The organism is Mangrovibrevibacter kandeliae (assembly GCF_024519155.1).
Lineage (GTDB): Bacteria > Pseudomonadota > Alphaproteobacteria > Rhizobiales > Rhizobiaceae > Mangrovibrevibacter > Mangrovibrevibacter kandeliae.
Genome location: NZ_JANIFJ010000003.1, coordinates 408,039 through 421,514, shown reverse-complemented (window position 1 = coordinate 421,514; position 13,476 = coordinate 408,039). Strand labels below are relative to the sequence as shown.

Here is a 13,476-nt window from a genome sequence, read left to right as displayed (position 1 = left end):
ACACGCATGCACTACGCCAGCTTCACTGCATGCTGCGTCACATCTAACGCGGGACCGAAGCGCCAGGCGCGCGCGGCGAAGCGGGCCCGCGCGTCCTTGATCGCGGGAAGCCGCGTCACCGGCGGCAGCACGGGCGGCGGCGTCTCCGTATCCGCCCGGTTGCCGACGAGGACGATCTCGCCAAGCCCGGCAGCCTCGGCCGCGCCGGCGTCGCTCCATCGGTCGCCGACCAGCGCCGAGCGCGCGAGATCGAGCCCGAGGTCGGCGGCTGCGGCGAGGAGCATGCCGGGAGCCGGCTTGCGCCACGGATGGTCTCCCCGGAACCGCTCGACCTTCGCCGCCGGATGGAACGGGCAGTAGTAGACCCGGGACAGCGGCGCATCGTTGTCCGCGAAGACGGCGATCATCCACTGCGTCAGGGTGTGGAAGGTCGCCTCGCTGAACAGGCCGCGGGCGATGCCGGACTGGTTCGTGACGACCACGACCGCATGATCGGCTGCATTGGCATCGCGCACGAGGTCGAAGATGCCGTCCTGAAAGACGAAGGCCTCGCGGGTCGAGACGAAGTCCGTATCGAGGTTGACGACGCCGTCGCGATCAAGAAATAACGCGGGCCGCAGCGGACCCGACGACGGGAGCCGCGGCGCCGAGGCGAGGGGACCGCAGATCATCGAAACGCCGTGATCGTTCGCCTGAGGCTCTGTCCACCCGATCGCCGAGACCTCCGTCATTCCGTCATCCCCTCGCATCCTGGCCGCCCCTTGAGCTTTCTTCATCGTACGATCTGGCAGGCCGTGCCGCGCCCTCTCCGGCGCGGCGTGCTGTCGGCCGTCACCGCGGCGCTGGCACCTCGCCTGGATCGGGTTGCGACCGCCGCGGAACCCATCCTTGTGGCCGGGATGCTGTCAAGTGCGAGCGGCCTCGGCGAGTCGGCGCGGCTGTGCGGCGATGCCCTGCGCGCCGACGGTCTTGCCGTGGAGGGTGTCGATCTTTCCGGCGCACTGAAGGGCGATTTCGATCACTCCGGCTCCACCTGGCCAGAAGCCGCAGGACGCGGACCTGGCACGGTCATCCTCCATGTCGATCCGTTTCTCGTGCCGCTGGCGCTGATGCGCCTCGGGCAGCGCCGGCTCGCCGGCAAGCGTCTGATCGGCTATTTTGCATGGGAGCTCGAGCGGGCGCCGGAGGACTGGCGGCGGGGCGTCGAGCGCGTCCACGAGATCTGGGTGCCCAGCACCTTCACGGCCGAAGCGGTGCGCGGGATGGCGGGCGGTCGGCCCATCCGCGTCATGCCCCATCCCGTGCTGGGGTCAGGGGCCCGAGCCGGCGCGATCGCGCGGCGGCCGGCGGACCGGCCCTTCACCGTCGTCACCGTCTTCAACATGCGCTCGTCCTTCGCCCGGAAGAATCCGCTTGCCGCCGTGGCGGCTTTCCGCGAGGCCTTCGGCGACGATCCGCACGCGCGGCTGATCGTCAAATCGATCAACGGGCCGAGTTACCCCGCGGGCTGGTTCGCGCTGCAGGCGGCGGTGGCCGATCGTCCGACCATCGAGCTTCTGGATGGCGCCATGGCGCCCGAGACGCTTCAGGCGCTGATCGCGGAGGCTGACGTCACTTTGTCGCTCCACCGCGCCGAGGGCTTCGGCCTGGTGCCCGCCGAGGCGATGGCCGCCGGGCGCGTGGTGGTCGCTACGGATTACTCTGGTAGTCGCGACTTCCTCCATGCCGCGAACGGGATGCCGGTCCCCTACCGACTGGTCCCGGCGCGCGATCCGCAAGGCATCTACGACCGGGCCGGCTGGCGCTGGGCCGAGCCCGATATTGCGGCTGCAGCCGCCGCGCTGCGTCAGCTGCGCGCCGATCCGGCTCTCTGCCAGGCGCTGGGGGAGGCCGCGCGCCGCACCGCTCTCGAGACCTTCGACCCGGCCCGGTATGCGCTGAGGGCACGCGATGCGATGGGGCTTGCGCCCGGTGGCCACCAGACAGGACAGTCTTCATGCTGAACACGGCGGCCCGCGTGTCGATCGTCATGCCCAACTACAACCACGGCGAAGAGCTGCGGATCTCGCTCCCGCCGATCGTCGGACAGACGCGGCCGGCCGACGAGATCATCATCGTCGACGACGGCTCGACGGACGACAGCCGGGACGTCATCGCTTCGTTCCAGGCGGAGAACCCGTCGATCCGCCTGGTCCGGCATGCCACACGGCAGGGCGTGGTCGCGGCCGTCAATCGCGGCATCGCGGAGGCGAGCGGCGACTACGTCGTTCTCGTCAGCGCCGACGAACGCATCATGCCGACGCTCTGTGCCGAGATGCTGGACGCCTTGGCGCTCAAGCACGACGCGAAGCTCGTCGTCTCGCACTTCACCGAGTGGAGCGCCGAGACGGGGGAAACCCGGCACGGCGTGGCGGGCGTGGAGGATCTCAGCCTGTGGTTTCTCGGCGAGACGTCCAAATACGTCTCGCCGCAGGAGTTCGGGCGGTTGCTCGGGGAGCGCCCGATTCGCCTGTCGGCCAACAGCGCCATGTTCGACCGCGCGGCGCTTCTGGAAGTCGGCTGCTTCGACCCCGCCCTGCGCTGGCACTCCGACTGGTTCGCCATCTATGCCGTCGCCGCCCGCTACGGCTTCTGCGCCGTGCCGCGCGTCCTGTCGCTGTTCCGGGTCTCGGAGAAATCCTACTCGGTCGCCGAAGCGCGCAGTCTGCGGGCCCGGCAGGAGGTCGCGCTGGCGCTCGCCGCCAAACTCGACGAGCCTCAATTCGCCGACGTTCGGCGCTTCCTGCTGAAGGCGCCGTCGGCCCTCTCGCCGTTCATGCGGCCGCTCCTGCTCGGGCTTCTCGGCCGGCCGCAGCGGTACCCGATGTTGGCGCGGCTGGTCGGCTGGTGGCTGAGCGAGGTCGCACGGGGCAGACGGCCGGGGGCCTTGCTGCGGCTCAAGCATCGGCTCCGAGGCGCGGCCCTGCGATCTTGAGCCGCTTGCGCGCCTCACAAGGCTGAGCCTACAACCGCCGCACAATTTCGGAGTACGACGATGACGCGGTGCAGAACCTGCGGCCTGGACGAGGTCGAACCGCTGCTCGACATCGGCGAGCATCCGGTGTCCAGCCACTTCCAGACGGCGAGGGCGGCCGAGGCCCGGCGCTGGCCCATCGGCCTCGGCGTCTGCCGGGCTTGCGGCGTGGTGCAACTGCGCGATCCGATCCCCTTCCGCGCCCTGGTCCCGCCGTTTCCCTGGATCAGCTATCGCGAGCCCGAAGCGCACCTCGACGCGGTCGCCGAAACCCTGGCCGGGCTCGTTACGCTGTCTGCGGACAAGCGCGTCCTCGGTCTCACGGCCAAGGACCGCACGCTGCTGGAGCGGTTGGCCGGCCGCGGCGCCTCGACGCGCCTGATCGATCCCGCCGTCGATCTCGGCGAGAGCGATCCCAACGCCAACATCGAGACCGTGCACGGCACGCTCGATGCCGATCTGGGGCGTGCCGTCGCGGCGCGGGGCGGCCCGTACGACGTGGTCCTTGCCCGCCACATCCTGGAGCATGCCGAAGACGCCCGCCGCTTCATGTTCGCGATCGACGCGCTGCTCGCGCCGGGCGGCGTTGCGGTCATCGAAGTGCCGGACTGCCGCGCCAATCTCGAGCGTCAGGACTACACGATGATCTGGGAGGAGCACGTCTCCTACTTCACCGGCGAGACCTTTGCGCAGCTGCTCGGGCCCGTCGGTTTCGAGCCGCTGTCGCTGGAGGTGCATCCGTACCCGTTCGAGGACGTGCTGGTCCTCTATGCCCGCAAGGGCGTCGGCGGTGCCGTCGTGACCGGGGACTGTGCTCCCGCCGTCGCACTGGCGCGCGACTACGCCGCCGCCTTCCCCGCGTGGACGGCCCGCCTGAAGGCCGCGCTGGACGATCTCACGCAGGACGGGCGCAAACTTGCGGCTTACGGCGCTGGACACCTGACCTGCGCCTTCATCAATTTCCACGACCTCGCATCCTACTTCGCCGTCGTCATCGACGACACGCCGGAAAAGCAGGGACTTTTCCTGCCGGGCGCCCAGCTTCCCATCGCCGGGCCGGCTGCGCTCGACGCGTCGCGGATCTCCGCCTGCCTCTTCGGCCTCGCGCCCCAGATCGAGGACCGCATCATCGCGCGCAATGCCGCCTTCATCGAGGCGGGCGGCGTCTTCCTGTCGATGTTTGCCGACAGCGACCGCTCGATCCGGCAGGTGATGGCGAGGACGTGAAGGCCGCCCCTTCGGCACGGCGATGCGAGCGCATGGTTCGTTCCGCTTCGGACGATGTCCGTCAATCGCGTGCGTGCGTGACGATCGCTTCGTGCAACGCGTCGAGAAAGGCCGGCAGCGACGCGGCGGACTGCCGGTGCTCGATCGCCTCGACCATCCGCCCATAGATCCCGCGGTCGCCGACGAGCGCGGTCACCGCCGCTGCAAGTGCCTCGGCCGAGACGTCGCGGGCGACGAGGCCGGTGACGCCGTGCTCGATCTGCTCGGGCAGCCCGCCGACCGGCGTCGCCACGACGGGCATGCCGGAGCCGAGCGCGGCGGCCGCGACACCGGACTGGCTGGCTTCGGTGTGGGACAGGATCATCACGTGATGGCGGGCCAGGATGGGCGCGATTTCATCTTCGGCGATCCAGCGATTCACGATCTCGGCGCCGAGCCGCCGCAGCCGCGGGCCGCTGTCGCCGAGGTCTCCGGCTCCAAAGACGCCGGCCTCGACCGGCAGCCCGGCCGCGACGAGCGTCTCCACCATGTCGACGAAGAGCGGCAGCCCCTTGTAGGGCAGGATGCGTCCGAAGAAGAGCAGGCGCCAGGGGTTGCCGTCCTGCGGCGCCGTGAGCGCCGAACCCGTGCGGTAGGGGAGAAGCGGGTGGAACAGGGTGTGCACCGGCGCTGCGAGCGCGCGCGCCCTGAGCTGACGGCTGACCGTCTCGCTGAGCGTGAGCACCAGGTCGGCCCGTCCTGCGTCGCGTGACAGGATCGTCTGGGCGAGCGCGGTCAGGCGGTCGCCCGGATGCGGCAGGGCGTCGTGCACGACCGTCGCGTACCGGGCGCCGGCCGCACGGACCGCCGGAACGATGAACGGTGTCCAGACGTGCGGCATCAGCGTGACGACGACCTCCGTGCCGTCGCGACGGAGCCGCTGGGCGAGCTGGTGGCGCAGGAGCGGCAGACGCCACGCGCCGAGCACGGCTCCGCTCGCCCCGCCGAAGGTGGACACCGGATGCAGCACCGGGCCGAGCGCCTCGAAGTCACGATACAGCTCGTTGCTGCGCGAAACCGAGACCGAGGCCCGGAAGTCCTTCCGCATGCCGGCCGAGCGCACGAGGTCCAGAGTCAGTCGCGACAGCGGCCCGCGGCGGCCCCAATAGAGGAACATCACCCGAAGCGGATCCGCCTTCTCTGCCGTCTCGGCCGGCTCCTCGACATCCCGCATCGCAACATCTCTCCACTGGGCCGCCGCAGGCGCTCGAAGCCTGCGGCTGGATTTCCGGGCGCAAACCGCCTAACACCGCCAGCGTGAAAGTTCACTCTGCTGACAGGGGAGAGACATTGAGCATCTCGACGTCAGGCACCGAAGGACATCTGGATTATTACGTCGCCCGGGGAATTTCCCCGGTGCATTACCAGATGCACAATCTTTCCGAGCATTTCGATCGCCGGGACTCGCTCTATCGATCCCTCGGACTTCCGCCCGCAGCCTTCCGCAATGTCGACGTGCTCGAGGTCGCTGCCGGTTCCGGGCAGAACAGCCTGTATCTGGCCGCGCAGCGGCCGGCGAGCCTGACGCTCGTCGAGCCGAACCCGACCGGCCGGCGCGACATCGAAGCCGCCTATGCCGCACTCTCCGAGGTGCCGCACACACGGCCGGTGATCGTGCCGCAGACGCTTCAGGACTTCGAGCCGGGGCGCCAGTACGACATCGTCATCTGCGAGAACTGGCTGGGTGCGCGGGCCGACGAGCTCGAGCTGCTCGACAAGCTCGTCGGTCTCGTGGCGCCCGGCGGCGTCCTGGTGATCACCTACGTGCCGCTCTCGGGCTTCTTTCCAAACGTGATGCGCAAGCTCCTGGCGCTGCGGATCATGCCGGAGACGGACGACTTCGAGCGAACCACCGAAACGATGGTGGAGGTGTTCGGCCCGCATCTGGCGACCATGCCGGCCATGACCCGCAGCCACCGCGATTGGGTGCATGACTGCGTGATGAACCCGCACTACCTCAACGTCGCGCTGCCGTTGGAGACCGTGCTCGCGACGGTGGGCGAGCGGATGGAGGCTCTCGCGAGCTTTCCCCGCTTCGCGGCCGACTGGCGCTGGTTCAAGAGCCTGGTCGGGGAACACCGTGCCTTCGATGCCGTCTTGTCGGAGGCGGCAGCCGCGAACGTGGCGAGCTTCATCGATCACCGCCGGCTTCTGCCGCCGCGCCAGGACGCGACGACGCAGGCGCTCGAAGCCGCCTTCGCCGAGCTGCACCGTCGCTCGCTCGCCTGGCAGCGTGCCCGTGAGGCCGCAAGCACGGACGAGCGCGACGCACTGGGCCGCGCGATCGGCGACGACCTCGCGCGCATCGCGGCGCTCCTGTCGGAGATCGATGCCGCTCTGGCGGCCGCCGTCACCGAACTCGAAGCCGTCTGGCGCATGCCGGAGCCGAGCGCCGAGGCGGTCCGCGACATGGCTGCGTTCGGTCCGCTCTTCGGCCGCGAGACCGTCTACCTGTCGCTGACGCGTCGTTGAACCGGCGGCAGCCCGAGCGTCCCATGGCAGACGTCCATATCGGCATCGACCTCGACAACACGATCATCGATTACGAGGACGCCTTCGCCACCGTGGCGGAGCGCGTCGGCCTTCTGCCTGCCGGCTCGCAGCTCCGCAGCAAGGCCGCGGTCAAGACACGGCTGCGCGAACTGGGCGGGGAGGAGGCCTGGATGCGCCTCCAGGGACAGCTCTACGGCCGCTACATCGAGGAGGCCCGGCTGCAGCCGGGCGTGGAGACCTTCCTCTCGCGGATGCGCGCCGCGGGGGTCCGCATGACCGTGATCAGCCACAAGACCCGGCATGGGCACTTCGACGCGGAGCGCGTCGACCTGTGGCAGGCGGCGCGAGACTTCCTCGACCGTCGTGGCTTCTTTGCCACAGACGGATTCGGTTTTGCGCCGGGCGACGTGGTGTTCGAGGAGACGCGTGCCGCAAAGGTCGCGCGCATCGCCGCGCTGGGCTGCACGATCTTCATCGACGACCTGCCGGAAGTGCTGCTCGACCCTGCCTTTCCGGCGGCCACCGAGCGGCTCTGGTACGCGCCCGATCACCCCCCGCCGATCGCCGGTTTGGGGCTCGGGCGGGACTGGCTGGAACTGGTAGACATTGCCGGCGCGAGGATTTAACTGGCTCTGGCACAACGAGGCGGCCACGCCGGCAGCAACCGCAGGGAAGCGTATGGTGCATAGCTTGATCGAGGCCAGCAAGACGACGTCGCTCGACGAGCGGTCGCTCTATCTGCGCAGGCTCATCGTCCGGGGCCTTGTCGGCGGCAATCGTGGCCATGTCGGCTCGTCCATGTCGCTGGTGGAGATCCTGCGCGTCCTGTTCGACGACGTCCTGCGGTATCGGCCCGAACAGCCGGACTGGCTCGAGCGCGACCGCTTCATCCTGTCGAAGGGGCACGGGTGCCTCGGGCTCTACGCGCTGCTCGCCGACAAGGGGTTCTTCGACGTCGCCGAACTCGACAAGTTCTGCCATGCCGACGGCATCCTCGGCGGCCACCCCGAGCGCAGCAAGATCCCCGGTGTCGAAGCGTCCACCGGCGCGCTCGGCCACGGCTTGCCGATCGGCGTCGGCCTGGCGCTCTCGGCCCGCATGCAGAAGCGCGACAGCCGCGTCTTCGTGGTGATGGGCGATGGCGAGATCAACGAGGGATCGGTGTGGGAAGCGGCGATGTGCGCCGGCAAGCATCGCCTGACCAACCTGACCGCGATCATCGACTACAACAAGATCCAGTCGGCCGGGCCGACACGGGAGATCCAGGATCTCGAGCCGCTGGCCGACAAGTGGACGAGCTTCGGCTTCGCCGCAGTCGAGGTCAACGGCCACGACCTGTCGGCCCTGTCGGAGGTCTACGGCCGATTGCCGCTGAGCAACGAGCGGCCTACGGCGATCATCTGTCACACGGTGAAGGGCAAGGGCATCCCCTTCGCCGAGGGTCAGCCGAAGTGGCACCACCACGCCAAGTTCAAACCGGAACAGCTCGCCGAGATCCATGCGGCGCTCGGGGGTCGCGCATGAGAAAGACCTGTCTCGACATGGTCTACGAGCTGGCCAAGACGGACCCGCGCGTCGTCTTCATCGGCTCGGACCTCAGCCCCGGCCTGCTGGACGAGATGAAGCAGGAGTTTCCGGACCGCCACTACATGGAAGGCGTGATGGAGCAGCACATCATCGGGATGGCTGCCGGCATGGCGATGGACGGTCACATGCCGTACGTCAACACCATCGCCACCTTCATCACCCGGCGCTGCTACGAGCAGGTCGCGATGGACCTCTGCCTGCACCATCTGCCGGTGCGGCTGATCGCCAACGGCGGCGGTGTCGTCTACGCGCCGCTCGGGCCGACCCATCTTGCGGTCGAGGACTTCGCCATCATGCGGGCGCTGCCGAACATGACGGTGACCGCGGTGTCCGACGCCGAGGAGATGAAACGGCTGATGCGCGCCACGCTCGACTGGCCGCATCCGATCTATATCCGCCTCGGCAAGGGCGGCGACCCGGTCGTGAGCGACGAGCGTCACGGCTTTGCCATCGGCAAGGGGATCGTGCTGAAGCCGTCGGAGGCGTCCGATCCGATCCTGCTCATCTCCTGCGGCGTGATGACCGCACGGGCGCTGGAAGCCGCCGAGGCGCTGGAGCGCGAGGGGCACGCCGTCGAGGTGGTCCACATCCACACGATCAAGCCGCTGGACGAGGCGCTGGTGCTCGAGCGCGCCGGCCGGGCCCGCGCCGTCTTCGTCATCGAGGAGCATACGGTCATCGGCGGGCTCGGCAGTGCCGTGATCGACCTGATGTGCGAGAAGGGCGGCGCGAGACTGCCGCCGATGCGCAAGCTCGGTCTGCGCGACGCCTTCGCCAAGCTTTATGGGTCGCAGGACGACATCCTGGCCGACAACGGCCTGTCGCCCGACGGTATCGCCGCGTCCATCCGCGAAACCCTCGACAGTTTCCCCGCCTGACGACCGGCCGGCTCCCACGCCGCGCTGGACCTCCACGTCCCTTTGCAAACAGGATCATCCGAATGGGTCGCCTTCTGAACATCGTTACGCCGCTGCATCGTATGACCAAGCGCGACTACATCGCGCGCATGGTCGACGATAAGGTCACGTGCATGCTGAAGGCGAAGGAGTACGAGTCCGACTACTGGGACGGCGACCGGCGCTTCGGCTATGGCGGCTACCGCTATCTCGAGGGCCGCTGGACGCCGGTCGCGCAGGCGCTGATCGACACCTACGGCCTGACCAACGAGTCGAGCGTCCTCGACGTCGGTTGCGGCAAGGCGTTTCTGCTCTACGAGATGAAGAAGATCCTGCCGGGCCTGAAGGTCACCGGCTTCGACATTTCGCATCACGGCCTCGCCGACGCCAAGCCCGAAGTGAAGGACGACCTGTTCATCTACCGCGCACAGGACGCCTATCCGTTCGGGGACAAGGCTTTCGACCTGGTGATCTCGCTCGCCACGTTCCACAATCTGCGTCTGTTCGAGCTGAAGACGGCGCTGGCGGAAGTCGAGCGCGTGGGCAAGGCGGCCTATGTCATGCTCGAGAGCTATCGCAACGAGCAGGAGCTCTTCAATCTGCAGTGCTGGGCGCTCACTGCCGAGTCCTTCCTCGACACTGCCGAGTGGATCTGGTTGTATAACCACTTCGGTTACACCGGAGACTACGAGTTCATCTATATGGAATAGTGGCAGGGCATCCGGCCGCTTCGGCCGACCGTCCTCCCGACCATGCGAGCATCCGCCCCGCCGGCATCCGCCGGGGGCGGGTGGCAAACGACGCGGCACCGATCCCAAGCGGGTGCGGCGCGCAATCCGATGGAGTCTCCAAGCGATGAAAGTGCAGCGCGCAAAGGGTGCGATCCTGGTGGAGTCGAGGGCCCCGCTGGTGGTCGACGAGTTCGACCTGCCGGAGACGCTCGAAGCCGGACAGGTTCTGGTGAAGATCCATTACACGTCGATCTGCGGCGCGCAGATCAACGAGATTGCTGCGGTGAAGGGACCGGACAAGTATCTGCCGCATCTTCTCGGGCATGAGGCGACCGCCACCGTCCTGGAGATCGGCCCGGGAGTCACCACCGTGGCCGAAGGCGACACGGTGGTGCTGCATTGGCGGCCCAGCAAGGGCATCCAGTCGAAGCCGCCGGCCTATTCCTGGCGGGGCCAGAAGCTCAACGCCGGGTGGGTGACGACCTTCAACGACCACGCCGTCGTGTCCGAGAACCGGGTGACGCTGCTTCCCACGAGCTTCGATCCGAAGGTTGCGCCGTTGCTCGGCTGTGCCGTGACGACGGCGCTGGGCGTCATCCAGAACGATGCCAAGGTGGCCCTCGGCGACTCGGTGGTGGTGTTCGGCGCCGGCGGCGTCGGCCTGAACATGGTCCAGTGCGCGTCGCTGACGGGTGCCTATCCGGTCGTCGCCGTCGATCTCGTCGAGGCGAAGCTCGAGATGGCCAAGCGTTTCGGCGCGACCCACGTCTTCAATCCGACCACGACACCGGACATCGCCGCTGCGATCCGCGACATCGTGGGCGCCGGCGGCGCCGACAAGGTGATCGAGACGACCGGCGTCAAGCAGGTGATCGAGACGGCCTACGAGGTCACGCAGGGCAAGGGGACCTGCGTCCTCGTCGGGGTGCCGTCGGAGAAGGTCACGATCTACACCCTGCCGCTGCACTTCAAGAAGATCCTCACGGGATCGGAGGGCGGCGACAGCGTGCCCGACCGGGACATCCCGCGTATCGCCAAGCTGGAAGCGGCCGGCCGGATGTCCTTCGAGGGTCTGATCACCCACGAGTTTCCGCTCGACCGCATCAACGAGGCGCTCGACGTGGTGCGCTCGGGCGAGGCGGGCCGCGTGCTCGTGACAATGGAGCCCTGAGTGGCGGATCGTCCCGCCTCGACCGCTTCGGGCCTTGCGCCGCGCGGCCTCGTCGACGGCGAGGCGCTGACCGAGGTCGCACCCGGCATCTTCTATGGCCGGGAGCCCCTGGTGGTGGCCGATGATCGGCTCGTCGGCTTCCTCAAGGCGCAGGCGCGTGCCAATGCGGTCCGGCGGGCGCGGCTGTGCGCTCACCCCGCGGCAGACGCATTCCAGCACGACATGCTGATCGTCAGCCATCGCGACACCTACGTCGCGCCACATCGCCATCGCTCGAAGTCGGAGAGCTTCGTCGTCATCGAAGGCGAGGCCGAGGTTTTCGTCTTCGAGGAGGACGGCAGCGTCAGCGAGCGCTTCGTCATGGGGGCTGCCGCCTCGGGACTGCCGTTTTTCTACCGGATGCCGACGGGGCGGTATCACAGCCTCCTCATCCGCAGCGAACTTCTCGTGTTCGTGGAGAGCACGATCGGTCCGTTCGTCAAGAGCGACATGGAAGAGGCGCCCTGGGCCCCGCCGGCCAGCGATGCCGCGGCCGGCCGCGCCTATCTGAGCGGACTTGGGAATTGAGCGGTATCGACGTGAGATCTGGAGCGATGCGCGGCGCACCGATGGAGAGCCAGGACGTCTACAACGCGTCGGAGACCTTCGGCGGCAAGCTCGCCGAGGCCTTGGCCGATCTCTGGGCGGGCGCCCGGCTCTGGCACACCTGGTGCCTGCTCGGCTGGCGCGACTTCCTGCAGGAGACCAAGCGCACCGCGCTCGGGCCGCTGTGGGCGATCCTCGGCCTTGCGGTCACCGTTGCCGCCCTCGGCTACGTCTACGGGGCGCTTCTGTCCTGGCCCCCGAGCGAGGGGTACCCCTACATCACCGCAGGCCTCACCTGCTGGTTCTTCATCTCCGCCTGTATCCAGGGCGGCAGCTCGGTGTTCATCAGCTCTGCGGGTATCCTGAAGGAGCGGGCTCTGCCCATCTCCTTCAGCGTCTACCGCTACACCCTGCGGCTGTTCATCGAGTTCTGCATCAAGTTCGTCGTCTTCATCGGCGTCGCGCTCCTCGTCGGTATCGAACCGACGTCGGCGCTCCTCTTTCTGATCCCCGGGCTGCTCCTGTACTTCCTCAACGGCATATGGGTGAACCTGATCTTCGGCATCGTGGGAGCGGGTTTTCGCGACGTGAGCCAGCTGATTTCGCCGATCATGCTCATCGTCTTCCTGGCGACGCCGATCCTGTGGCCGCAAACCGCCCTGGGCGGGCAGGGTGCCGTAGCCGAGTTCAATCCCTTCACCCACTTCATCGCGGTGATCCGCGACCCGTTGCTCGGGTCGGTGCCGAGCCACCTGTCGCTGGCGGTGGTGGTGGCAACGCTGGTCGGCGGCTGGCTCCTCACCTTCCTCGCCTTCATCCGCTACAAGAACAAGATCGTATTCTGGCTATGAGCGCGCCGAACGCCGTCGTCCCCATCGCGCTGCGTCTCAAGGATGTCGCGCTGTCCTACCCGGTGCCGCACGCGTCGGAGCTGTCGCTCAACTCGGCGGTGCGACGCTTTCGCACCGGCGGCCGGATCCACAAGAGCGGTCGCAGCGTCAACATCGTGGCGCTGGAGGACATGAATCTGACGGTGCGGGTCGGAGAGCGGATCGGAATCATCGGTCACAACGGCGCGGGCAAGACGACGCTGCTCAAGGTGATCTCGGGGATCTATCGTCCGCAGCAGGGTCACCTCGAGCGCTACGGCCGCCTGGCGGCCGTCATCAATCCGGGCAACGGCCTGCACATGGAACTGACGGGCTACGAGAACATCGAGAACCTCGGGCTCCTCAGTGGCTTGAAGCTCTCAGAAGTCCGCTCGCACATGCCGGACATCGAGGAGTTCACCGAGCTCGGCGATTATCTGTCGCTGCCGGTCGGAACCTACTCCACGGGCATGATGACCCGCCTGGCCTTCGCCGTCGCGACGGCATTGTCGCCGGACATCCTGGTGGCCGACGAGAATCTCGCGACCGGCGACTCCCGCTTCGTCGAGCGGGCGCGCGACCGCATGAACGCCATGATCGCCCGGTCGGGCACGCTGGTCATCGCGTCGCATGACCTCGACACCCTGAAAAGTCTGGTCGATCGTCTCATTCTTCTCGACGGGGGCCGCATCGTGGCCGATGGTCCCTTCGAGGAGGTGGTGGAGGCCTATCACTCGATGGCGCACCGGCCGGAGTCCGGCGCCGAGGCCGGTGGACCTCCGTCCGATGCGGTGCCGGCGGAGGAGATCGATGCTTTCGCCGAGTGACCCCGTCAAAGTCCGACCCAATCCTTAGATCGTACTCG

Annotated in this window: 14 protein-coding genes; 12 read left to right on the top strand and 2 right to left on the bottom strand. The window is 67.9% G+C overall.

The genetic code is table 11. The features are described from left to right. Positions 1 to 11: 11 nt before the first annotated feature. Complete coding sequence (gene gmhB, locus NPA30_RS11615; RefSeq protein ID WP_256802835.1) at positions 12 to 671, bottom strand: D-glycero-beta-D-manno-heptose 1,7-bisphosphate 7-phosphatase; 660 nt, start codon at positions 669 to 671, stop codon at positions 12 to 14. Positions 672 to 899: 228 nt separating this feature from the next. Between gmhB and NPA30_RS11610 the strand changes: the two genes are divergently transcribed. From NPA30_RS11610 to NPA30_RS11600, 3 genes are read left to right on the top strand one after another with little or no spacing between them, the layout of a single operon-like run. Beyond that, entirely contained in the window at positions 900 to 2,003 is a 1,104-nt protein-coding gene (locus tag NPA30_RS11610) for a glycosyltransferase family 4 protein (RefSeq protein ID WP_256802834.1), read from the top strand. Then, the gene (locus tag NPA30_RS11605; protein ID WP_256802833.1) at positions 1,997 to 2,974 is read left to right on the top strand and encodes a glycosyltransferase family 2 protein; all 978 of its coding nucleotides are present in this window, start codon (positions 1,997 to 1,999) and stop codon (positions 2,972 to 2,974) included. The genes NPA30_RS11610 and NPA30_RS11605 overlap by 7 nt, the downstream gene beginning before the upstream one ends. A gap of 60 nt (positions 2,975 to 3,034) precedes the next feature. Then, positions 3,035 to 4,240, top strand: a complete 1,206-nt coding sequence (locus tag NPA30_RS11600; protein WP_256802832.1) for a class I SAM-dependent methyltransferase — start codon at positions 3,035 to 3,037, stop codon at positions 4,238 to 4,240. A 61-nt stretch (positions 4,241 to 4,301) separates the two neighbouring features. Here the strand turns inward: NPA30_RS11600 and NPA30_RS11595 are convergent, their stop codons facing one another. After that, a complete protein-coding gene (locus NPA30_RS11595; protein ID WP_256802831.1) occupies positions 4,302 to 5,453 on the bottom strand; it encodes a glycosyltransferase in 1,152 nt (383 codons plus the stop codon). 116 nt (positions 5,454 to 5,569) lie between these two features. Here NPA30_RS11595 and NPA30_RS11590 point away from each other — a divergent pair, with 116 nt between their 5' ends. The 9 genes from NPA30_RS11590 to NPA30_RS11550 all read left to right on the top strand — a co-directional run bounded on the left by NPA30_RS11590 (position 5,570) and on the right by NPA30_RS11550 (position 13,438). Beyond that, a complete protein-coding gene (locus NPA30_RS11590) occupies positions 5,570 to 6,751 on the top strand; it encodes a class I SAM-dependent methyltransferase (RefSeq protein ID WP_256802830.1) in 1,182 nt (393 codons plus the stop codon). Next, a complete protein-coding gene (locus NPA30_RS11585) occupies positions 6,748 to 7,398 on the top strand; it encodes a hypothetical protein (protein WP_256802829.1) in 651 nt (216 codons plus the stop codon). The genes NPA30_RS11590 and NPA30_RS11585 overlap by 4 nt, the downstream gene beginning before the upstream one ends. A gap of 52 nt (positions 7,399 to 7,450) precedes the next feature. Then, positions 7,451 to 8,296: a transketolase gene (locus NPA30_RS11580; protein ID WP_256802828.1), complete on the top strand. Its 846-nt coding sequence runs from the start codon at positions 7,451 to 7,453 to the stop codon at positions 8,294 to 8,296. Further along, positions 8,293 to 9,237, top strand: a complete 945-nt coding sequence (locus NPA30_RS11575) for a transketolase family protein (RefSeq protein WP_256802827.1) — start codon at positions 8,293 to 8,295, stop codon at positions 9,235 to 9,237. The genes NPA30_RS11580 and NPA30_RS11575 overlap by 4 nt, the downstream gene beginning before the upstream one ends. A 62-nt stretch (positions 9,238 to 9,299) precedes the next feature. Beyond that, positions 9,300 to 9,965: a class I SAM-dependent methyltransferase gene (locus NPA30_RS11570; protein WP_256802826.1), complete on the top strand. Its 666-nt coding sequence runs from the start codon at positions 9,300 to 9,302 to the stop codon at positions 9,963 to 9,965. 145 nt (positions 9,966 to 10,110) lie between these two features. Continuing rightward, complete coding sequence (locus NPA30_RS11565; RefSeq protein WP_256802825.1) at positions 10,111 to 11,157, top strand: zinc-binding dehydrogenase; 1,047 nt, start codon at positions 10,111 to 10,113, stop codon at positions 11,155 to 11,157. Further along, entirely contained in the window at positions 11,158 to 11,724 is a 567-nt protein-coding gene (locus tag NPA30_RS11560) for a WbuC family cupin fold metalloprotein (protein ID WP_256802824.1), read from the top strand. Positions 11,725 to 11,750: 26 nt separating this feature from the next. Further along, a complete protein-coding gene (locus NPA30_RS11555) occupies positions 11,751 to 12,593 on the top strand; it encodes an ABC transporter permease (RefSeq protein WP_256802823.1) in 843 nt (280 codons plus the stop codon). After that, positions 12,590 to 13,438, top strand: coding sequence for an ABC transporter ATP-binding protein (locus tag NPA30_RS11550; RefSeq protein ID WP_256802822.1), 849 nt, complete (start codon positions 12,590 to 12,592; stop codon positions 13,436 to 13,438). The genes NPA30_RS11555 and NPA30_RS11550 overlap by 4 nt, the downstream gene beginning before the upstream one ends. The last annotated feature ends 38 nt before the right edge of the window (positions 13,439 to 13,476 follow it).

What these genes read in the sequence shown, in the direction of transcription:
- NPA30_RS11580 (WP_256802828.1), top strand. Translation starts at nt 7,451, where the DNA reads ATGGTGCATAGCTTGATCGAGGCCAGCAAGACGACGTCGCTCGACGAG.
- NPA30_RS11595 (WP_256802831.1), bottom strand. Translation starts at nt 5,453, where the DNA reads ATGCGGGATGTCGAGGAGCCGGCCGAGACGGCAGAGAAGGCGGATCCG.
- gmhB (WP_256802835.1), bottom strand. Translation starts at nt 671, where the DNA reads ATGATCTGCGGTCCCCTCGCCTCGGCGCCGCGGCTCCCGTCGTCGGGT.
- NPA30_RS11555 (WP_256802823.1), top strand. Translation starts at nt 11,751, where the DNA reads ATGCGCGGCGCACCGATGGAGAGCCAGGACGTCTACAACGCGTCGGAG.
- NPA30_RS11605 (WP_256802833.1), top strand. Translation starts at nt 1,997, where the DNA reads ATGCTGAACACGGCGGCCCGCGTGTCGATCGTCATGCCCAACTACAAC.
- NPA30_RS11565 (WP_256802825.1), top strand. Translation starts at nt 10,111, where the DNA reads ATGAAAGTGCAGCGCGCAAAGGGTGCGATCCTGGTGGAGTCGAGGGCC.
- NPA30_RS11600 (WP_256802832.1), top strand. Translation starts at nt 3,035, where the DNA reads ATGACGCGGTGCAGAACCTGCGGCCTGGACGAGGTCGAACCGCTGCTC.
- NPA30_RS11570 (WP_256802826.1), top strand. Translation starts at nt 9,300, where the DNA reads ATGGGTCGCCTTCTGAACATCGTTACGCCGCTGCATCGTATGACCAAG.
- NPA30_RS11575 (WP_256802827.1), top strand. Translation starts at nt 8,293, where the DNA reads ATGAGAAAGACCTGTCTCGACATGGTCTACGAGCTGGCCAAGACGGAC.
- NPA30_RS11610 (WP_256802834.1), top strand. Translation starts at nt 900, where the DNA reads ATGCTGTCAAGTGCGAGCGGCCTCGGCGAGTCGGCGCGGCTGTGCGGC.
- NPA30_RS11550 (WP_256802822.1), top strand. Translation starts at nt 12,590, where the DNA reads ATGAGCGCGCCGAACGCCGTCGTCCCCATCGCGCTGCGTCTCAAGGAT.